The sequence below is a fragment of the Musicola keenii genome, from assembly GCF_014855505.1.
GTDB classification, from domain to species: Bacteria; Pseudomonadota; Gammaproteobacteria; order Enterobacterales; family Enterobacteriaceae; genus Musicola; species Musicola paradisiaca.
Genome location: NZ_JAAWVW010000003.1, coordinates 235,609 through 256,626, shown reverse-complemented (window position 1 = coordinate 256,626; position 21,018 = coordinate 235,609). Strand labels below are relative to the sequence as shown.

At 56.3% G+C, this 21,018-nt stretch carries 14 protein-coding genes and 1 pseudogene; 9 read left to right on the top strand and 6 right to left on the bottom strand.

The window, feature by feature from the left end:
• Positions 1-454 precede the first annotated feature (454 nt).
• From HEP82_RS04825 to HEP82_RS04815, 3 genes and pseudogenes are all read left to right on the top strand, one after another.
• Positions 455-1,135 (top strand): gamma-glutamylcyclotransferase, encoded by a 681-nt coding sequence (locus HEP82_RS04825; RefSeq protein WP_192457040.1) that lies wholly within the window; start codon positions 455-457, stop codon positions 1,133-1,135.
• A gap of 120 nt (positions 1,136-1,255) precedes the next feature.
• Positions 1,256-1,588 (top strand): annotated as a pseudogene (locus HEP82_RS04820) (ABC transporter permease); the annotation flags it as partial.
• A 19-nt stretch (positions 1,589-1,607) separates the two neighbouring features.
• Complete coding sequence (locus HEP82_RS04815) at positions 1,608-2,564, top strand: ABC transporter substrate-binding protein (protein WP_225622320.1); 957 nt, start codon at positions 1,608-1,610, stop codon at positions 2,562-2,564.
• 174 nt (positions 2,565-2,738) lie between these two features.
• Here the strand turns inward: HEP82_RS04815 and HEP82_RS04810 are convergent, their stop codons facing one another.
• From HEP82_RS04810 to narX, 4 genes are all read right to left on the bottom strand, one after another.
• Positions 2,739-3,794: a DUF481 domain-containing protein gene (locus HEP82_RS04810; protein ID WP_192457038.1), complete on the bottom strand. Its 1,056-nt coding sequence runs from the start codon at positions 3,792-3,794 to the stop codon at positions 2,739-2,741.
• Positions 3,795-4,022: 228 nt separating this feature from the next.
• Positions 4,023-5,291, bottom strand: a complete 1,269-nt coding sequence (locus HEP82_RS04805) for an acyltransferase family protein (protein WP_192457037.1) — start codon at positions 5,289-5,291, stop codon at positions 4,023-4,025.
• A 417-nt stretch (positions 5,292-5,708) separates the two neighbouring features.
• Positions 5,709-6,359: a two-component system response regulator NarL gene (narL, locus tag HEP82_RS04800; protein WP_012765379.1), complete on the bottom strand. Its 651-nt coding sequence runs from the start codon at positions 6,357-6,359 to the stop codon at positions 5,709-5,711.
• Positions 6,349-8,163, bottom strand: coding sequence for a nitrate/nitrite two-component system sensor histidine kinase NarX (gene narX / locus HEP82_RS04795; RefSeq protein ID WP_192457036.1), 1,815 nt, complete (start codon positions 8,161-8,163; stop codon positions 6,349-6,351). The genes narL and narX overlap by 11 nt, the downstream gene beginning before the upstream one ends.
• 328 nt (positions 8,164-8,491) lie before the next feature.
• Here narX and HEP82_RS04790 point away from each other — a divergent pair, with 328 nt between their 5' ends.
• Entirely contained in the window at positions 8,492-9,898 is a 1,407-nt protein-coding gene (locus HEP82_RS04790; RefSeq protein ID WP_192457035.1) for a NarK family nitrate/nitrite MFS transporter, read from the top strand.
• Positions 9,899-10,043: 145 nt separating this feature from the next.
• Positions 10,044-10,640, top strand: a complete 597-nt coding sequence (locus HEP82_RS04785; protein ID WP_192457034.1) for a TetR/AcrR family transcriptional regulator — start codon at positions 10,044-10,046, stop codon at positions 10,638-10,640.
• A gap of 255 nt (positions 10,641-10,895) precedes the next feature.
• Here HEP82_RS04785 and HEP82_RS04780 read toward each other — a convergent pair whose 3' ends face one another.
• Positions 10,896-12,896, bottom strand: a complete 2,001-nt coding sequence (locus HEP82_RS04780; protein ID WP_192457033.1) for an oxidoreductase — start codon at positions 12,894-12,896, stop codon at positions 10,896-10,898.
• Positions 12,897-13,536: 640 nt separating this feature from the next.
• On the opposite strand from HEP82_RS04780, the gene HEP82_RS04775 reads away from it, so the two are divergent.
• Genes HEP82_RS04775 through narI form a run of 4 tightly spaced genes read left to right on the top strand, consistent with a single transcriptional unit; the run spans position 13,537 to position 20,259 of the window.
• Complete coding sequence (locus HEP82_RS04775; RefSeq protein ID WP_192457032.1) at positions 13,537-17,304, top strand: nitrate reductase subunit alpha; 3,768 nt, start codon at positions 13,537-13,539, stop codon at positions 17,302-17,304.
• Positions 17,304-18,866 (top strand): nitrate reductase subunit beta, encoded by a 1,563-nt coding sequence (gene narH, locus HEP82_RS04770; RefSeq protein WP_192457031.1) that lies wholly within the window; start codon positions 17,304-17,306, stop codon positions 18,864-18,866. Before HEP82_RS04775 ends, narH begins: the two co-directional genes overlap by 1 nt.
• Positions 18,863-19,582, top strand: coding sequence for a nitrate reductase molybdenum cofactor assembly chaperone (narJ, locus tag HEP82_RS04765; RefSeq protein WP_192457030.1), 720 nt, complete (start codon positions 18,863-18,865; stop codon positions 19,580-19,582). Before narH ends, narJ begins: the two co-directional genes overlap by 4 nt.
• Entirely contained in the window at positions 19,582-20,259 is a 678-nt protein-coding gene (gene narI / locus HEP82_RS04760; protein WP_192457029.1) for a respiratory nitrate reductase subunit gamma, read from the top strand. The genes narJ and narI overlap by 1 nt, the downstream gene beginning before the upstream one ends.
• Positions 20,260-20,301: 42 nt before the next feature.
• Here narI and HEP82_RS04755 read toward each other — a convergent pair whose 3' ends face one another.
• Complete coding sequence (locus HEP82_RS04755; RefSeq protein ID WP_225622319.1) at positions 20,302-20,757, bottom strand: NUDIX hydrolase; 456 nt, start codon at positions 20,755-20,757, stop codon at positions 20,302-20,304.
• Positions 20,758-21,018: the final 261 nt, after the last annotated feature.

Genomic DNA, 21,018 nt, shown 5'->3' with positions numbered 1-21,018 from the left:
TTATTTTTTCTATCTTATCTTATTAATAATAAATTAATTTATAAAAACAAAAAATCAACATTGTTGGTTTTAATGGATATTTTCATGACTTTACATTGCAGGTTTTGATGCTGATGGGGAATAAATAGGAAATTACTCATATTTCTTAGGGTATTCCTTTGCATGTAACGACAGTGACCGCAAGGAGAGAACTGTTGTCGCGGCCAAGCTCGGTTAAGGGGGGGACTCGCAACGTTTCAGCGCGCCGCCGGCGGGCGCTATCCGATGTCGCCGCCGGTGCAGTTTGTCGGCCCATAACAATGTCAAGGCATCGGTAGAGGGAAGGTCAGTCTGTCCATTCTTTTGCTGTGAAATTAACCAATTCACTCGTTGATTACGGGGTTGTTATTCAGTCAAAATAGGCAATAGCAGTGCCATTGTGGATTGGGTTTTTGGGTGTGAGGGTGAGTAAGTCGTGTTGACGCGAGATTTTTTGCAAAAAGCGGATTGCGGGACATCGTTTGGACAGATTGATGAGCAGTTGTTACTGACCCCTCAGCAACGCGCCGCCTCTCTGGATGATACATTAGTGCGTCGACCGGATCGGAGTTCGGTTTGGGTCTTCGGTTATGGCTCGTTGATGTGGAATCCGGTATTTGATGCCGAAGAGGTCTGCCTGGCGACGTTGAGTGGCTGGCATCGGGCATTTTGCCTGCGTCTTACTGCCGGTCGAGGTACCGTCAATCAACCCGGGCGGATGCTGGGTCTTAAACCCGGTGGCGAGACCACCGGGCTGGCTTACCGGCTACCGGAAGTCACTCTGCGTGAAGAATTGGAATTGCTGTGGAAACGCGAGATGTTGACGGGTTGCTATTGCCCACTGTGGTCTGAGTTACAGTGTCACAATGGCAGGCGGTTAACTGCGCTGGTCTTCGTTACCAATCAGGAACATCCGTTGCTTGAACCGGATACCTGTATCCATAGCGTAGCGCCGTTGATCGCACGCGCCAGTGGGCCGTTGGGCACCAATGCCCAGTATCTGTTTGCGCTGGAACAGGAATTGAACCATCATGGCATGGCGGATGAAAACTTGACGGAACTGGCGTGCAAAGTGCGTGAACTGCAACAGTGCCCGCCTTCAGACGCTGATGCATGAGCGGTCGTGCCGGGCCGTGCGGATACGTAACCAGGCGCACCGTTGTTGATTTTATAACCCTGTATCGTTGGGATAGAGATACAGGCTAAAACCTTCCCCCCGGCAACAGGGATTGTGCCAATGAGTGTGTTTCATCAGTATGTGAGAAGCTCACTGGCACTGACAGGGAACCTCCTGAGTCGGTTTCTTTCGCTATTCCTCACGTTATTAAGCCTGCTGTTTTTTACTTTTCTATTGACGCATATCGCAGCCATTGACCCGACGTTGTCGGTTGTCGGTGAATACGCCAACGATGCGACCTACGAGCAGGCCCGGCGGCAGTTAGGGCTGGAGCAACCGCTCTGGCGGCAATTCTTTCACTATCTGGCGGCGTTGCTGCATGGCGATTTAGGGATATCTCGCACTACCTCCCAACCGGTCTTGCAGGACTTGCTGCGCACATTCCCCGCGACTTATTCCCCAGCAATCGCTGTTGCTTGAAACCAATCCCTATGCACAACGAATGCCCCGGCTCAGGCGAGTCATCCTCAAAGATGTGGTTGACCCCAGCGTGCGTCGATTGTTGTTGCTGCAAGGGGATGTGGACGCGGCATACAGTTTGAGCGCCGATCAATTCAGTGCACTGATGGGGCAACCGGGGATTCGGGTCGAGATGACCCCTGGCAACAAAGTCTATTATTTGGGGTTTAATACCGCCGCCTCTGACGCCAAATTGTTGGGTAATCCCGCTTTCTGGCAGGCGGCACGTTGGCTGGTTGACTATGAGGGGCTGGCATCTGGATTGCTGAAAAACCAGTTCACTGTCCATCAGAACTTCCTGCCGCAAGGTATTGACGGCGCCGTCACGGAAGCACCATTCCGGTTAGATGTGGAGAAAGCCAAAAGCATATTAGCCCAGGCGGGGACTCCCGCTGGCAGTCGTTTTTCGCTGATGGTGATCAATCAACCGCCCTATACCGATATTGCTCAGGCACTGCAGGCCAGCTTCGCGCTGGCCGACATTCGGATTGATGTGCAGCCGCTGTTGGAAAGCGAGCTTTGGAGCCGTATGCGAGCGCGTCGTTTTCAGGCGGTTTTTGTGTATTGGGGGCCGGACTATGCCGACCCGAATAGCAACGCCGGCGCGTTCGCTTTCAATATGCCGGGCCGGCCGCCGACGCTGGCCTCTCGTTTGAGTTGGCGGATCCCTGCGCTGAGCCAACTGACGCACTTGGCTGCGGCGGAGCGCGATCCGCGTCAGCGGCGTGAGGATTACCGAATTTTGCAACAAGCGGTGAGGGAGAATTCGCCGTTTGTCGTGATGTTGCAGGGGAAACTACTGGTGGCGGTGCGGGATAATTTGCTGAACGTCAGGATGGGAATGAGCAATTCCGAACTCTATTTTGACGAGATCGACAAAATGGCGGCCGCTGCGCCGTTGGCCCGATAAAGGCGTGTCTGCGGTTGGCGGAGGGCGCGTGTAATACGCAGAGAAGTTGAGAAAGCGCGGCGGAGGGATGAGCCAGACGGCGTTATTTTTATGCGGTATGCACGCCGGGCCTGCGGGGCCGGCGTTGATGCCAAGCGTCGGCCCGGTTGTGTGATTCCGGGCCGACGTTCAGGTTTACCAGCCTACGCCCAGACCCAGCGTATACAGGGTGTCGTTGACGTTACCCTGAGTGCTTTCTGTACGGTTGCGGGTGACTTTCATACTGACGGAAGACCAGTCCGTCACTTTGAAGCGCAGACCGGCACCAGCCTTGATGTACAACGGCGTGGTACTGTCGAAGGAGCGGCCGACTTCACCGTCGGTGAACAATTCGGTGCGTTTACCAAACAGGAAACGATCGTAGCTCCATTTCAGACCGCTGGAATAGAAGTTATCTTCGCTATTGTTCTGGTAAACGAACTCCTGGGAGTTGACCAGCGTCGCCAGCGAGAAGGAACCCAGATCGTTATCCCAGAACTGATAACCCGGACCGGTACCGACGGAGCGGGTGATTTTGATGTTTTCTATCCAGTCGCGTTTGTATTCATAGCGACCCTGCCAGAACCAGTGTTCGCTCATGAATTTGTCCAGCGCATATTCGCCGGCGGCGTTTTTGGTGCTCTCTACCTCATCTTCCTTGGCCATGTGGTAGCTGGCATCCAGATTATGACGCCAAGTGCCATGACGCAGTTTCGAGTTGAGGGTGACATCGTGGTTGTCCGTCTCAGTAGAGCTTTTCTTGCGCGCCAGACTGACGTCAACGTTGCCTTTCCAGGAGAAATCCTCAACCCAGCGGTGCGGCACCACCATGGTGTTGATATCGGACAGCGGCAGCGTTTCCTGACCGGCGCTTACCTGCTGGCCGTCAACGGTGGCTGGCTGAGCGAGAATCGCGCGTTGGGAATCCATCGCTTTGATAGATGGATAAAGCACGCCTTTTTCATAGCGTTGTCCCTGAATCACCATGCCGTGGTCGGTCTGGAAGGTTTTGACCTTGTCCCAGGAGAGGGAAACCGTATCGGCATAGTCGGTCTTGATGAACAGCTTACCGCTGTCCAACAAGGTAATCTGGCCGCTGATTTTATCGCCATTGGTCAGCCAGACGGTATCGGCGTGGCTGGAAGAAATGCCTGCGGCACTGAGAGCGATAAACAGGCTCAGCGACGAAAGTGCATGTTTGGTATGTGTCATGTTGTCAGATAAACAGTGGTAACTGGGAGTGAAGGACGCCATTTGGACGTTCAACCGGTTGAATAACATGCCGGTATGGATCGGCGATGCAAACATTAACAGGAATCGCTCTGTGTCTCTAGGTATAAGTCACCACTAATTAGAACGTAAATTGTTATAAACGACGACAGTAATGATTAACGGCTATAACGGTGATGATGATCACATCACCGTTACAACCTTGTACATTCAGGCGGGGCTGCGGGATTGGGTAAAACGACGCGCCAGAAAGCGTTCCGTGAGATAGAGACGCAGCCGGACGACGAACCGCTCCTGAAACAGTACGCACAGAGCGATGGTCGTCAGCAGGAAAACACCGTATCCGATGATGGACAGTTGCACCTGACTTGCGGCATCCACACACGCGCGCCAGTTGCTGAAACATTGGAGCGGATCGCCGCGCAGCAACTGCTCCAGGGTGCGGAACAGATTAAACAACGGGACATGCAGCGCGAAGATGGACAGCGAGGCGGCGCCCAGCCGTCCAGCCCAGATTTTAACCTGTTCGCTCGCCGGGTCGCGGATACCGGCGCTTAAACAAACCAGTGCGACCTGCGCCGGCAGTAGCAGGCCGTTGTGTAGCAGAAAATACCAGTAGGGTTTGCCGTGAGTGAACAACCAGGTACCGACCAGAAAGCTGGCGCTGATAAAGGCCAGCAGCGCATTACGCCGCCAGAATGAGAGCGGCGAAAGCGTACCCTCCCGGTATTGCCGGAAGATCGCGTACCCTAAAATGCCCGCCAGAAACTCGGGCAGCCGGAGCAGCGGGCCACGTTGCAGCATGCCGGTGTAGGGAACCCCGTACAGACCGTGTCCGATCACCCATAACGGCGGCAGCAGATACAGCAACGCCACCAGGCTCAGCCACCGCCGTGGATGCCGACTCGCCAGCAGCCGGGGTGCCACGATGGGAAACAATAGGTAGAAGAAAAACAGCGTGGAGACCGACCAGAGCGGCGCGTTGAAGGTCAGAAAATAGGGATTCCAGGCCTGTAACAGCAGTAATTGCAGCAAGCCGTTGAGGGCCAACTGGCTATTGCTCATGTAGTGGTGCAGGGAATCGGGGCTGACGCTGGGATCGTTGCTGTCGTAGATGACAAAGCGCGGGCTGGCGAGCTGGCCATCAGGCGCTATCGCCAGCCAATGCATCAGACTGAGCACCAGGATGGAGGCGACCAGACCGACGATATGCACGGGGTAGAGATTGAACAGGCGTTTGGCGAGAAAGTGACGCGCCGGTTCGCGCAACTGGCCGTTACGAATGTAGACGTGGGCCAGTAAAAAACCCGACAGCACGAAAAACGTGCTGGTAGCGAAGAAACCCATGCTGGTCAGTTCGCTGAGAAAAGGAATTTTTTCACGCTGCGGATAGACATGCACCGTATGGTAGATCATGACATAGCATCCCAGCAGGAAGCGGAGCCATTCAAGGCCAATGAATCGTTCTCTGGCTTGCATCTCTTTTTCCTCCGGAGTCTCTGGTGAAACGGCGCTGTCGAGCCGCTATAGGCCAGTCTAGGAAAGGAATGTGGGGAAATATTTAGGAAAATGGCGAGAAATTAAGTAGAAGCATTCAAAGCCTTTACTAGATAGGGGGTTATGAAAATAAACGTGTAGAAGTGTATGGGCGTGTATTTAAATATTTTTATATTTTAATCAATGAATTAAAAAACAATTCCTTTGGAGAGACCATGATCTGATTATGGTTAATCATCAATATTGTTTCATGGTCGGCGGGCGATACAGCATGAAAAAAACATGCTAGCCCATTGATGAAAAAGGCATCCGGCGGCGTTTTACCCTACCGCGCATGGGCATCATCTGTGCAGTCGCTTTGCGTTGATCATGGCGTATCGATGGCCGCATCCGCGGCCGTTACAGACTTTTTTCCTGCAATACCCAGACAGCGGCTTCTACGCGGGAGCGCAGTTTCATCTTTTTCAGCAGGTGCTTGACATGGACTTTCACCGTGCTTTCGGTGATGTTGAGCTTACGGGCGATCACTTTGTTGGGCAGCCCCTGGGCGATCAGCTTCAGAATGTCTTTTTCTCTCGGCGTCAGCTGCTGGATATCCCGATCGCCCGGATGCCGGTTTTCCCGCAGGCTGGCGGCGAGAATGGGCGTCAGCGTGTCGCTGAGCACCATTTTCCCGGCGGCAGCCTGTTGCAGAGCCGCCAGCAGGTCTTCGGGCTCCATATCCTTCAACAGATAACCATCGGCGCCGTTTTTCAGGGCGCTGACCACATCATCTTCGTGGTTGGAGACGCTAAACACCACAATACGGCCGGAGAGCGGTTTCTCACGCAGGCGAGCCAATGTTTCCAGCCCGTTCATGCCCGGCATATTCAGGTCGAGCAGGATCAAATCGGGATCCCAGCGTTCCGCCATTTCCACGCCTTGTTCGCCATGGCTGGCTTCATCGATGACCCGCAAATCCGCAGTCATGCCGATGAGTTGTTTTACGCCGTTACGCAGCATAGGGTGGTCATCAATCAGCAGGACGGTGGCGGGTTCTTCATTGGTCATGGTTTTCTCCTGATATCACTAATGGCTGGTGGTAATCCGCCTGAAAACTGACGTACACCTCTGTACCGCCGGCATCACGGCGTCGGACGGCGCAGTCGCCGTGCAGGCTGCGAGCACGATCGCGCATGATAATAAGCCCGTAATGGTTGGCGCGCAGGGCGTTGTCGCTGATGCCGACGCCGTTGTCGCACACGCTCAGCACAATGTGCTGCTGGTGCTGGCGTAAGGTAATGCTGACGTCGGTGGCGTGCGCATGTTTATAAATATTGCTCAACGCCTCACGCACGATTTGCAGCAGATGGATACCCTGGTGGGCGGAAACCGCCTGCAAAGGCAATTGATAATGCAGCTGAATCGGGTACCCCAGACGTTTGCCGAATTCATCGGCCGTAGCCCGCAGCGCGGCGGGCAGGCCGGATTCAGACAGTTTCAGGCGGAAGGTCGTCAGCAGCTCCCGCAATTGCCGATAAGCGGTATTGATTTCGTCGCGCATGGCGGATAACTGCTGCTGCATGTCTGGCGTCAGCGTGTCGTGCTGCATTTGTAAACAACTGACCTGAATCTTCAGGCAGGAGAGCGACTGGGCGATAGAGTCGTGCAACTCTCTGGCGATGGTGGCGCGTTCTTCCATCAGCATCAACTGTTGTTGATGGCTGGACTGGCGCTCCAGCGCCAGTGTGCTGGTCAACTGTTCCAGCAGCGTGTTCAACAACTGGTGCTGGTCTGCGTCAAGCTGGCCTCCAGCGGGCAGGCAGGCAAGCACCATGCCGTAATGTCCATGCTTATCGTGCAGATCCCAACAGAGGCTGTCGCCGGTTGGCGCCGACGCGGGCGAATGTTGGTAGCAACGTCGCTGGCAATGGCGATCAGGGCAGCGGTCGGGGTCGGGAAGCTGCGTCAGGGCGGCGGGATGGGATTGCGCCTGATGGTTATCCTCAAACAACTGGAGGCGGATGTCGTGCAGCGGCATCAATTGCGCCAGCTCATCCAGCACCGGCAGCAGGCGACTGCACAAGGGGGAACTGGTGTGCAGCCGTCGGCTGGATCGGTATAGAAACTCCAGCGTATCGTTTTTCTGCTGCAGGTCGGCGGTCTTTTCCGCGACCCGATGCGCCAAATCGCGGTATATGGCGGAAAGCTCGTCCGACATTCGGTTGAGGGTTTGCGCCAGCGTGCTCATTTCATCCTGGCCGGGCAGCGTGACCCGCTGGTCAAAATCGCCGCGACCGATGGCTTGCGCCATGAAAATCAACTTGCGCCATGGGGTCAGCAGACGGTGACGCAGGTAAAAGAAGGTGGCGAGCAGCAACAGCAGCATGAGGGTGATAAACCCCTGTTGCACCCAGGTCACTCGCTGCAGGCGCGTTTCGGTTTTCTGATCGATGGCGGAAACCAGCGCATCCAACTGGCGGACGAAAGCGGCCACCTCCGTCGCCGCATCGGCGGTGCTGCCGGCCTGGCGTAAGCGCGGTTTCAACTGAGAAGACCAGTAATGCCGCAAACTGTCGAATTGTTCCCCCAACCCTTCCCGGCGTACCGCCTGTTGCAGATCGCTGCTGTTTTCGTCCCGCTCCAGTTCCTGAAAATAGATCTCATGGCCGGCGTTTAACGGTACCAGCGATAACAGCCGGTAACTCTGCATACGCAACGAGCCCGCTTTATTGATGGCGTGCGCATTGCCCTGAATGCTCTGCGACATCCAGCCGGAGACGGCCATACCGGCGATGCCCAGCAGGCCAAGCAATAACATCAGGATGGCAACCTGATTGACCAACGATAGCGGAAGCAGGAATCGTTTGAACATATCAATGCCTTTTCTGGCGAGAGGGGCCAGCGGGAGACCGCCAGACGAATGCGTATTTTTTCCCATTCTGGCGGATAACCCCATACTCCTAAATGAGTACCCCGAAATTTCCGTTGGGTGCGACGGCCATGACCCGCGGGTGATACCCCAGAGTAACCGTATGAAATAGAATGATTAACGGCAGCGGATATTTTACTCCCAAAGGAGTGCGTCATGGCCAGTGTGGTTTTCCTACCCGTCAACCCGTTGATATACGTCAACTTTCACAGCGGCATAACCCCTAATGTTGCGCCTGATGATAGGGCTACTCTTACTGACCGAGGTTTTTATGACGCAGTCGACAACCACGCCAGATGTTTCGCGTGAAACGGTGATCCGGGAATGGCACCCCGAAGTTCCTCAATTTTGGCAATCACAAGGGCGACGCATCGCCCAACGCAACCTGTGGATCTCTATCCCCTGCTTGTTACTGGCTTTCTGTGTATGGATGCTGTTCAGTACCGTGGCGGTCAACCTGAATAAGGTCGGCTTTCACTTCTCCACCGATGAACTGTTCATGCTGACGGCGTTGCCGTCGGTCTCCGGCGCGCTGTTGCGGGTGCCGTATTCTTTCATCATTCCGTTGGCGGGCGGTCGTCGCTGGACGACGTTCAGTACGCTGATCTTGGTGATCCCCTGCCTGTGGCTGGGCTTCGCGGTGCAGGATCCGCAAACGCCATATGGGGTGTTTATCATCATCTCACTGCTGTGCGGTTTCGCCGGCGCCAATTTTGCATCCAGTATGGCCAACATCAGCTTCTTTTTCCCGAAAGCGAAGCAGGGCGGCGCGTTGGGGATGAATGGCGGTTTCGGCAACCTGGGGGTGAGTGTGATGCAATTGCTGGTGCCGGTGGTGATCTTTCTGCCGGTGCTGAGTTTTACCGGCAAAGGCGTCAGCCAACCGGATGGCAGTATGATCTGGCTGCAGAATGCGCCCTGGGTGTGGGTACCGTTGCTGCTTATCGCCGCAGTGGCCGCCTGGTTCGGCATGAACGATCTTTCGACCGCCAGAGCGTCGCTACGTCAACAACTGCCGGTGCTGAAACGTGGGAATTTATGGATCCTCGGCGTGCTGTATCTGTCGGCGTTCGGCTCCTTCATCGGCTTTTCCGCCGGTTTCGCCATGTTGTCGCGAACCCAGTTTCCAGACATCGTCATCTTGCACTATGCCTTCTTCGGCCCGTTGCTGGGTGCGCTGGCACGTCCGATCGGCGGTATGTTGTCCGATCGTTTCGGCGGCGTGCGGGTGACGTTGATTAACTTTATGTGCATGGCCGTCTTGTCGTTACTGTTATTCACGGCATTGCCTGGCTCGGGGCAGCCCGGCTCGTTCCTGCTGTTCTTCGGCGTCTTTATGCTGCTGTTCCTGACTGCCGGGCTGGGTAGCGGGTCGACGTTCCAGATGATCGCGGTTATCTTCCGAGGGCTGACGGTCGCGCGGGTCAAAGCGGCGGGTGGCAGCGATGAAGAAGCTCAACGTAGTGCGGTGACAGATACCGCCGCCGCGCTGGGGTTTATTTCCGCGATGGGGGCCATCGGTGGGTTCTTCATTCCCAAAGCGTTCGGCACATCGCTGGCACTGACGGGCTCGCCGGCCGGGGCGATGAAGATCTTCGTCCTGTTCTATGTGGTCTGCGTCGTGATCACCTGGCTGTGTTACGGGCGTAAAACAGGCACCGGGAAGACGGAGGCCTGAACCTAGAGTAGAGAGCGGAGGCATGGTATAACGCTGGTCGGTAATAGACTCGTCACGTTCACGTTGCAGGAGCGTTGGCCTTGCGGTGGGGGTATGATTCTCCCCGGTCGCCGCCTTCCTGCGACGTGAATGATTTGGGATAACGATGACAACAGCAAAATTAACGACGCGGCAGCGAAGAAACATAACGACGCGAAAGAAACTCTATGACAGCGCGCTGATGCTGATGGAGGATACCGCGATTGAAGATATCACCATCAGCCATATCTGTACCCATGCCGGTGTGTCTGTCGGGTCGTTTTATCGTCATTTTAAAACCAAAACCGATATTTTCGTCGAAATGTACGAGCAGGCGGATACGTATTTCCTGGACAAATACCAGGTTCAACATCTGAATGCGACCGCGTTGGATAAGATCCTGGAATTTTTCGACACCTATTCTACGTATCACTTGAAGATTGGGGTGCAAACCGTCAAGCAACTTTATACCTGCAATAATAAGCTGTTCATCATGAAAGGGCGGAATATGCAGAAGATGTTGCAGCTTATTATTGACGCCGGTCAGGCCAGCGGGGAAATAGATAATACGGCCTCCGCTGAGGAGATGACGCAATACCTTTTTATTTCAGCGCGCGGTTTGATTTATAACTGGTGCCTGCATGATGGTGGTTTTGATTTGCGGGAAGGCATGCGCCATTACATGAATAGACTGATTATCTCCATTAAGAGCCTATCCCATTAGGGTTATTTCACTTGCCATTCTGGCCCTGGGCGGTGTTCGAAATCCTCACGTACTCGCTACGCTCCGGTTTACGCGCTGCGCTCGCCCGTTGGGCCGGGCAACGCGCGTTGTCCGTTCACTATGTGTTGTCTGTCCGAGTCCAAATGGGCTGCGTCAATAACGCTTGTTGGGATGGGCTTTAAACCTCGACAGAGGGAAAATCCGCCTGTTCCCCCTTTATAGCGAAAACAGGCGACCAAATAACGCTGACGGTCATTAAATATTTTTGGCTACTTCATACGCATCCCAAATAGCGTACATGATATTTTGCACCTGCTTGGCGTCGCCCAATAAATACGTTTCCGGCAATTCATTCCTGACAGATTCGAATAATTCCCGCTGAGGGGTGTAACCGATAGCCAATATGGCGGAATCCGCTGCGAATACCCTTTCTTCATTGGCGGCATTTTTCAGCATAAATCCGTTTGCCGTGGCGCCGGAAACGACCGTGTCGGTTAACAAGCGGATATTTTTAAACGCTACCAAATCGCGCAGCATATCTTCATTGGCATGACACAGCGGGCCGCCAATCGTCAGGATGTCATCCTGCATTTCGACCAGCGTCACCTGCTTGCCCTGGTTAACCAACCAAAGCGCGGTTTCACAGCCGACCAGCCCGCCGCCGATGATCAAAGTGCTATGGCCGGGATCCTTCTTACCGAGCAACACCTCCTCGGCGGTATAGACGTTGTCGGCGCCGCCGATCGCCAGGGTGCGCGGTGATGAGCCGGTGGCGAAAACAACCGCGTCAGCTTCACTGGATAACAGCATGTCCTGCGTTACCGTGCTGGAGAAACGGATATCGACGTTCAAGTCCCGTAGGGTGTCCTGATACCAAGCGGCCAGCAGATGGTCGTCTTCCTTAAAGCTGGGAACGCCGCCGGGGATCAGGTTGCCGCCCAGACGGTCGGATTTCTCATGCAGAACCACCATATGGCCGCGTAATGCCGCTACGCGCGCGGCCTCGCAGCCAGCCGGGCCACCGCCGATAATCAACACTTTTTTAGCGCGTTCGGCTTTGCCGATGGCATAGTCTTTTTCCCGACCGCAGGCCGGGTTCACGGCGCAGGAGATGGCCGCAAATTTAGCCAGCCGCCCCATACATCCCTCCTGGCAGGATAAGCACGGGCGCACTTTATGAAACTTGCCTGCTTTGATTTTATTGGGGATTTCCGCATCGGCCAGCAAAGGACGGCCCAACGCGATCATATCCGTCTGCCCGTTGAGGATCGCCGCGCTTGCCAGATCAGGGTTTTCCATGCGGCCAGCGGTAATCACCGGTACGTTCAGGATTCGCTTCAGAATTTCGTTATAGGGCAGGTATAAACCTTTGTCCTGATACATCGGGGGATGCGCCCAGTACCAGGAATCATAGGAGCCGACATCGCCGTTGAAGGCGTCATACCCGGCTTCTTCCAGGATTTTGGCCGCCTCGATGCCTTCTTCGATATCACGCCCTTGTTCGGCGAAGGTTTCTCCCGGCAGGCCGCCTTGTCGCCAGTCTTTAATAAAACTTTTGATGCTGTAGCGCAGCGATACCGGGTAATCCTGGCCGCATTCGGCTTTGATCGCCTGAACGATTTCAATCGCAAACCGCAAACGGTTTCTCAGGCTGCCGCCGTATTCATCCGTGCGTTGGTTAAAGAAGGATATGGCAAATTGATCCAACAGATATCCCTCGTGTACCGCGTGTATCTCAATACCGTCAAAACCGGCTTTCTTGGCGATGGCGGCTGATTCGGCAAATTTTCGGACATAGGTGTGAATTTCCTCCCGGGTCAGTTCCCGACAGGTGACGTCAGGCAGCCAACGATGCGGGATCGGCGACGGCGCGACAGCCGTGCGGCCGACAATAGACGGAATGCTGACACGGCCAAACCCGGCGGAGAGCTGTAAAAAGATTTTGGCGCCGTAGGCATGGATCCGTTCGGTCATCATTTTGGCGGTTTTAATAAAATTGAGCGGATTCAACGTTGGGCAGGGCATGGAGGGCAAGGCACATTTTTCGATGTCGTTCTCCACCATGGTCACGCCGGTGATGATGAGGCCGGTTCCCCCTCGGGCGCGTTCGATGTAATACTCAGCGCCTCTTTCGTTGAAACAGCCATCCGCATCGCATAACCCACCTGGCCCCATCGGGGCCATAACGAATCGGTTTTTGATCTCCAGTTTCCCGATATTAAACGGTTCAAACAGGATCTTATGGTTCGGTTGCATGATCGACTCCTGATGCTAATGAGAAGAGGCGTGAACACTCTAATTTAACAAAGTGAACGTGTTCACTGAATCGATTCATTATAAACGGTGTATCCCTACAGAATGTGATGGTTATTGAGGTTTATGCATAATTAGTGAAACCATTTCACACCCGGTATACCCGCCATCCTCAGGTTGCCGCGGCGTTGACTTGATGACTCCCCCTCTCTGGGCCTGGTTTTTGTAGCGCCGCCGCCTACGGCGTTCCAATCGGCTCCCGGCAGACGGGGCGTTCATCCGAATGACTTCGCGCCGTCAGCGTATCGGACGGTTTATCTGCATCTCCCTACCTCTAAATAGTCACTGGGGTAAATCGTTTACCAGCGTTTTCATGGCGAGTGATTTAATTTTCTTTTTATTCAATTGGTTATATTGTTTTTTCGCGTTAACCCTTTGGGGGTATTTCGCCGGCAGACGAGTAATCCCCCCCCGGCGGAGCTTGATCGCTGTCAATTTTGGTCTGGGGTCTGCTGGCTAAGCTGCGCTCCATAGTGAGCGAAGCATCAGGCTGTTTTCCGGATAACACCGCACGCCACCGGCGATCGGCCTGACCCTTTCAATAACGACAGGAACCCACAGGTTCCGCAGCAGGAGATCCCGGATGAGCAAGTTTCTTGACCGGTTACGTTATTTCAGGCAACTGGCCGAGCCGTTTTCCGGCGACCATGGTCAGACACTCAATACCAACCGTGACTGGGAAGATGGCTACCGCAGCCGCTGGCAGCACGATAACGTGGTGCGTTCGACACACGGCGTCAACTGTACCGGCTCGTGCAGTTGGAAGATTTACGTTAAAAACGGATTAGTCACCTGGGAAACCCAGCAGACCGATTACCCGCGCACCCGCCCGGATTTACCGAACCACGAACCGCGCGGCTGCCCGCGCGGCGCCAGTTACTCCTGGTATCTGTACAGCGCCAACCGTCTGAAATACCCGATGGTACGCAAGCGGCTGTTGAAACTGTGGCGCGCGGTGCGCGCTGAGCATAGCGACCCGGTAGATGCCTGGGGCGCCATCGTCAACGACGTGGAAAAAACGCGGGAGTACAAACGGGCACGCGGTCGCGGCGGGTTCGTGCGTTCCAACTGGCAGGAAGTGAACGAACTTATCGCCGCCGCCAACGTCTATACCGCCAAAACCTTCGGGCCGGATCGCATTATCGGCTTTTCGCCCATCCCGGCGATGTCGATGGTGTCTTACGCGGCGGGCGCTCGCTATTTGTCGCTGATGGGCGGGGTATGTCTGAGTTTTTACGACTGGTACTGCGATCTGCCGCCGGCATCGCCGCAGACCTGGGGCGAACAGACCGACGTGCCGGAATCCGCCGACTGGTATAACTCGTCCTACATCATCGCCTGGGGCTCCAACGTACCGCAAACCCGCACCCCAGATGCGCATTTCTTTGCTGAAGTCCGTTACAAAGGCACCAAAACCGTCGCGATTACCCCGGACTACGCCGAAATCGCCAAGCTGTGCGATCAGTGGCTGAACCCGAAACAAGGCACCGACAGCGCGCTGGCGCTGGCGATGGGGCATGTGATCCTCAACGAATTTCACCTCAAACAACCCCGCCACTATTTTACCGACTACGTGCGCCGCTACACCGACATGCCGATGTTGGTGCTGCTGGAGCCGCGTGTGGAGGGGTATTACGCCGCCGGGCGCCTGCTGCGCGCCGCCGATCTGGTGGACAATCTGGGCCAGCAGAACAATCCGGAGTGGAAAACCATCGCCATCGACGATCCGAGCGGGGATCTGGTGGCGCCGCAAGGTTCCATCGGGTATCGCTGGGGAGAGAAGGGCAAGTGGAACCTGGAACAACGTGACGGTGTCACGCAACAGGACGTCAACCTGCGCCTGAGCTTGCACGGGCACCATGATGACGTGGTTTCGGTGGGGTTTCCGTACTTTGGCGGGGCGCCGAGCGAACACTTCGCCGGCGTCAAACTGGATGAGGTGTTGGTGCATCAATTGCCGGTCAAACGTCTGCGGCTGGCGGATGGCAGCGAAGCGCTGGTAACGAGCGTGTTTGACTTGACGCTCGCCAACTATGGCGTGGATCGCGGCCTCAATGATGCTAACTGCGCGACGGATTACGATCAGGTGAAGGCCTACTCCCCAGCGTGGGCGGAGCAGATAACCGGCGTGTCGCGGCAGAATATTATCCGTATCGCCCGCGAATTCGCGGAAAATGCCGACAAAACCCACGGCCGCTCGATGATCATCGTCGGCGCCGGGATGAACCACTGGTATCACCTCGACATGAACTACCGTGGGATCATCAACATGCTGATCTTCTGCGGCTGCGTCGGCCAGAGCGGTGGCGGCTGGGCGCACTATGTCGGCCAGGAAAAACTGCGGCCACAAACCGGCTGGCTACCGCTGGCCTTTGGGCTGGACTGGCAACGCCCGCCGCGCCATATGAACAGCACGTCGTTTTTTTACAATCACACCAATCAATGGCGTTACGAGACGGTCGCACCGCAGGAATTTTTGTCGCCGCTGGCAGATCGCGCCCGGTTCGACGGCAGCATGATCGATTTCAACGTGCGGGCAGAGCGGATGGGCTGGCTGCCGTCCGCGCCGCAACTGGGTGCAAACCCGCTGCGGATCGCCGCACAGGCGCAGGCTGCCGGCATGACGCCGCAGGACTATACCGTCGCGTCCCTGAAAGAGGGCTCGTTACGTTTTGCCGCCGAACAGCCGGACAACCCGCAGAATTTTCCGCGCAACCTGTTTATCTGGCGTTCCAACCTGTTGGGCTCATCCGGCAAAGGCCATGAGTACATGCTCAAATACCTGTTGGGTACCGAACACGGTATTCAGGGGCAGGATCTGGGTGCGCAGGGCGGCGTGAAGCCGCAAGAAGTGGAATGGCGCGAGCAGGGTGGAGAAGGCAAGGTGGATCTGGTGGTGACGCTGGATTTCCGCATGTCCAGCACCTGTCTTTACTCCGATATCGTGCTGCCGACCGCCACCTGGTATGAGAAGGACGATATGAACACCTCGGACATGCACCCGTTCATTCATCCGTTATCCGCCGCCGTTGACCCGGTCTGGGAGTCGAAAACCGACTGGGAGATCTACAAAGGATTAGCGAAAACCTTCTCTCGCGTTTGTCAGGGGCATTTGGGGGTGGAAACCGATGTGGTGACGTTGCCGATCCAGCATGACTCCGCCGCCGAACTGGCGCAGCCGCTGGGAGTCAAAGACTGGAAAAAAGGCGAATGCGATCTGATCCCAGGCAAGACCGCGCCGCACATCATGACGGTCGAGCGCGACTATCCCCAACTGTACGCCCGTTTTACCTCGCTGGGGCCGCTACTGGACACGCTCGGCAACGGCGGCAAAGGCATCAGCTGGAATACCGAGTCGGAGGTTGAACTGCTCAAGCGGCTGAACCGGACGCAGGATGCCGGCGTGGCCGCCGGCCGTCCACGCATCGAGACGGCGATCGACGCCGCCGAGGTGATTCTGTCGCTGGCGCCGGAAACCAACGGCCAGGTGGCGGTGAAAGCGTGGTCGGCGCTCAGTCAGGTCACGGGGCGTGACCATACCCATCTGGCGCAGCCGAAAGCGGATGAGAAGATCCGCTTCCGGGATATTCAGGCGCAGCCGCGCAAAATCATCTCCAGCCCGACCTGGTCCGGTCTGGAAGATGAGCATGTGTCCTACAACGCTTGTTACACCAACGTACATGAGCTGATCCCGTGGCGCACGATCTCCGGTCGGCAGCAGTTGTATCAAGATCATGAATGGATGCGCGCCTTCGGCGAAAGTTTGCTGGTGTATCGTCCGCCGGTGGATACCCGCGCCGCCGCGCCGTTACTGAACAGCAAGCCGAACGGTCATCGGGAGAAAGCGCTCAACTTTTTGACGCCGCACCAGAAATGGGGGATTCACTCCACCTACAGCGACAACCTGTTAATGCTGACGCTGGGGCGCGGTGGCCCGGTCATCTGGCTGAGCGAGGAAGACGCACGGGAATTGGGCATTGCCGATAACGACTGGGTGGAGGCGTTTAACGCCAACGGTGCGCTGACCGCACGGGCGGTGGTCAGCCAGCGTGTACCGGCCGGAATGACCATGATGTACCACGCGCAGGAGCGCATCGTGAACCTGCCCGGTTCGGAAGTGACAGGACAACGCGGCGGTATTCATAACTCGGTGACACGTATCTGCCCGAAGCCGACGCACATGATCGGCGGTTATGCACAACTCGCTTACGGCTTCAACTATTACGGCACCGTGGGATCGAACCGGGATGAGTTCGTCGTGGTGCGCAAGATGAACCGTATCGACTGGCTGGATGACGACAGCCATGACCTTGACCACCACCAGCCCTATCGCCAGCAGGAGAAAGCCTGATGAAAATTCGTTCGCAAATCGGCATGGTGCTGAACCTGGATAAATGCATCGGCTGCCATACCTGTTCAGTGACCTGTAAAAACGTCTGGACCAGCCGCGAAGGGGTGGAATACGCCTGGTTTAATAATGTGGAAACCAAACCCGGCACCGGCTATCCCCACGCTTGGGAAGATCAGGACAAATGGCAAGGCGGCTGGATCCGTAAAATCAACGGTCGACTGGTGCCGCGCATGGGCAACCGTGTGGGCGTGCTGTCGAAGATTTTCGCCAACCCGGACGTCCCGGCGCTGGACGACTACTACGAACCGTTCGACTACGACTACGGCCATCTGCAACGCGCCGGGGAGAGCAGACACCAGCCGGTGGCGCGCCCGCGCTCGTTAATCACCGGCCAGCGCATGAACACCATCGAAAACGGCCCCAACTGGGAGGACGATCTGGGGGGCGAGTTCAGTAAACGTGCGCAGGACAAAAACTTCGACGACATGCAGAAAGCCATGTACGGGCAGTTCGAGCACACCTTCATGATGTACCTGCCGAGACTGTGCGAGCACTGCCTCAACCCGGCGTGCGTCGCTACGTGTCCGAGTGGTGCAATTTACAAACGGGCGGAAGACGGCATTGTGCTGATCGACCAGGATAAATGCCGCGGCTGGCGTATGTGCCTAACCGGTTGTCCGTACAAAAAAATCTATTTCAACTGGAAGAGCGGCAAATCGGAAAAATGCATTTTCTGCTACCCGCGCATCGAATCCGGCATGCCGACGCTGTGTTCGGAAACCTGTGTGGGTCGTATCCGCTATCTGGGGGTGCTGCTGTACGACGCCGACCGCATTGAACAGGCGGCATCGGTGGAGAGTGAAACCGATCTGTACCGCCGCCAGCGGGATATTTTCCTCGACCCGCACGACCCAGAGGTGATCGCCCAGGCGCAGCGCGACGGTATTCCGCTCAGCGTGATTGAAGCCGCACAGCAATCGCCGGTGTACAAGCTGGCGGTGGAGTGGCAACTGGCACTGCCGTTGCATCCGGAATACCGCACGTTGCCGATGGTGTGGTACGTGCCGCCGTTGTCGCCGATCCAATCCGCCGCCGATGCCGGCCAACTGGCGCACAGCGGCGTGCTGCCGGATGTGGAGAGTCTGCGCATTCCGGTGCAGTATCTGGCCAACCTGCTGACGGCGGGCGATGTCGAGCCGGTACTGCTGGCGTTGCGTCGCATGCTGGCGATGCGCCATTACAAGCGGGCGCAGACCGTCGACCAGGTTGACGATACGCGCGCGCTGGAGCAGGTCGGGCTGACGCCGGCACAGGCAGAGGACATGTACCGCTATCTGGCGATCGCCAACTATGAAGACCGCTTTGTGGTGCCCTCCAGCCACCGTGAACTGGCGCGGGACGCCTTCCCGGAAGCGCATGGTTGTGGTTTCAGTTTCGGCGACGGCTGTCATGGTAGCGATTCGTCGTTCAACCTGTTCAATAGTCGCCGTATCGACGCCATCGACGTTACCAGCCAGACCCAGACCATGGGCCGCCGCCGGATGCAGGAGAACCCGTCATGATCAGCCTTCGCGTGATCGCCCGGTTGCTGGAATATCCAGATGTGGCGCTGTGGCAGCACCGCCAGGACATTCTGGATGCGCTGGAGCAGGCCGACGAGCTGTCGCTGCGCCAAAGCGCGCAACTGATGGCGTTTATCGGTGACTTCTGGCAGAGCGAGTTGCTGGATCGTCAGGAGCAATACAGCGAGCTGTTCGATCGCGGCCGTTCGTTATCGCTGCTGCTGTTCGAACATGTTCACGGCGAATCACGCGATCGCGGTCAGGCGATGGTGGACTTGCTGGCGCAATACCGCGAAGTCGGCCTGGCGCTGGATTGCCGTGAACTGCCGGATTTCCTGCCACTGTATCTGGAGTATTTGACGTTGCGTGAACCACAGGCGGCGCGTGATGGGCTGCGAGATATTGCGCCGATCCTGACGCTGCTGGCTGAGCGGCTACGCCAGCGTGGCAGCGACTATGCCCTGTTGTTGGAGTTGTTGCTGACGCTGGCGGCGTGTGCGCCATCAAGTGACGCAGTGGCGGCGAAAGTGGCGGAAGAAACACGCGACGATACGCCGCAGGCGCTGGATGCCGTCTGGGAAGAGGAGCAAGTCCGTTTCCTCGCCGACAAAGGGTGCGCCCCGGCGGCGCAGGCGGTGCATCAGCGTCGTTTTGCCGGCGCCGTCGCCCCTCAATACCTCAACCTTGACGCCGCGCGGGCGAAAGGAGAGCGTTAATGCACTATATCAATATGTTTTTCTTCGATATTTATCCCTATATCGCCGGCGCGGTGTTTCTGGTCGGCAGTTGGTTGCGTTATGACTACGGCCAGTATTCCTGGCGGGCCGGGTCTAGCCAGATGCTGGATAAAAAAGGCATGCGGCTGGCATCGAACCTGTTTCATCTCGGCATCCTGGGGGTGGCGGGCGGACACCTGGTCGGCATGATGACGCCGCATTGGGTGTACGAACCCTTTTTATCGCTGGCGGTGAAGCAAAAGATGGCGATGCTCGGCGGCGGAACTTGCGGTGTTATGACGCTGGTGGGCGGTGCGATGCTGCTGAAACGCCGTTTGACCAACCCACGGGTACGCGCCACCTCGACCACCGGCGATATTCTGATCATGGCGTTGTTGGTGATTCAGGCGGCGCTGGGGTTGTTGACCATTCCTTTCTCCGCGCAGCATATGGATGGCAGTGAAATGATGAAGCTGGTGAACTGGGCACAGTCGGTAGTGACTTTCCGCGGCGGCGCATCAGCGTATCTGGATGAGGTGGCGCTGGTGTTCAAACTGCATTTGGTGTTGGGCATGACGCTGTTTGTGCTGTTCCCGTTTTGCCGGCTAGTGCATATCTGGAGCGCGCCGGTGGAGTATCTCACCCGCCGCTATCAATTGGTGCGTAACCGCCACTAACGGTTGCCGGGGGCAGGCATCGGCCTGCCCCCAACGCGCGATTCAAACGTGAATATCCCGCCAATAGTGTCGTAGGGCATTCATGACGTAAGGGATCACCTGCAGATGTTCAATCTGCTTTGGTGTCAGAAAGGCGAACCCCGAACCTTCGTTGAGTACGATCTCGCTGGGCGTTATCTCCGCCGTGTAAGAAAAAAAGTAAATACGGGCGCAACGTGGTGCATCGGCGAGGGTGACGTAGTGCGGGAGCAGCCGTCGGCGATCGACAATCAGGCCGATTTCTTCCTCTAGCTCCCGTGCGGCGGCCTGCGCGGGGGATTCCCCTGGCTCCAGCCCGCCGCCAAACAAAGACCAGTATCCGGGATAGACGATATCTTTGTCGGCATCCCGCAATTGCATTAGCACGTTGCCGTTGAGATCGCGCACGATAACCAGCGCCCCCTGATAGTCGCCGGCCTGGCTGATGTCGCCCAACGCAGTAAAAGTGGTATCCATCATGATGAGAAGAAGAGATATATCCGTCGTTTTATGTACGCCTAGCATAGGGCAGAACAGCGGCAGGCACTATATCTCGCTTTTCCGATGAACAGTAACACACCGGTATAATCGTTAAGCCGCGCTTTTGAATGGTGGGCCGTTGGCGTTCTCAATGGCACAGGGGGGGAAGCGTTCTTCGGTGTAAAAACCGGGTGCGATATTTTTTTAGTAAAAATTCCATGAAGTTACCGAACATGATGTGGCTCAATATTCATTTTGTAA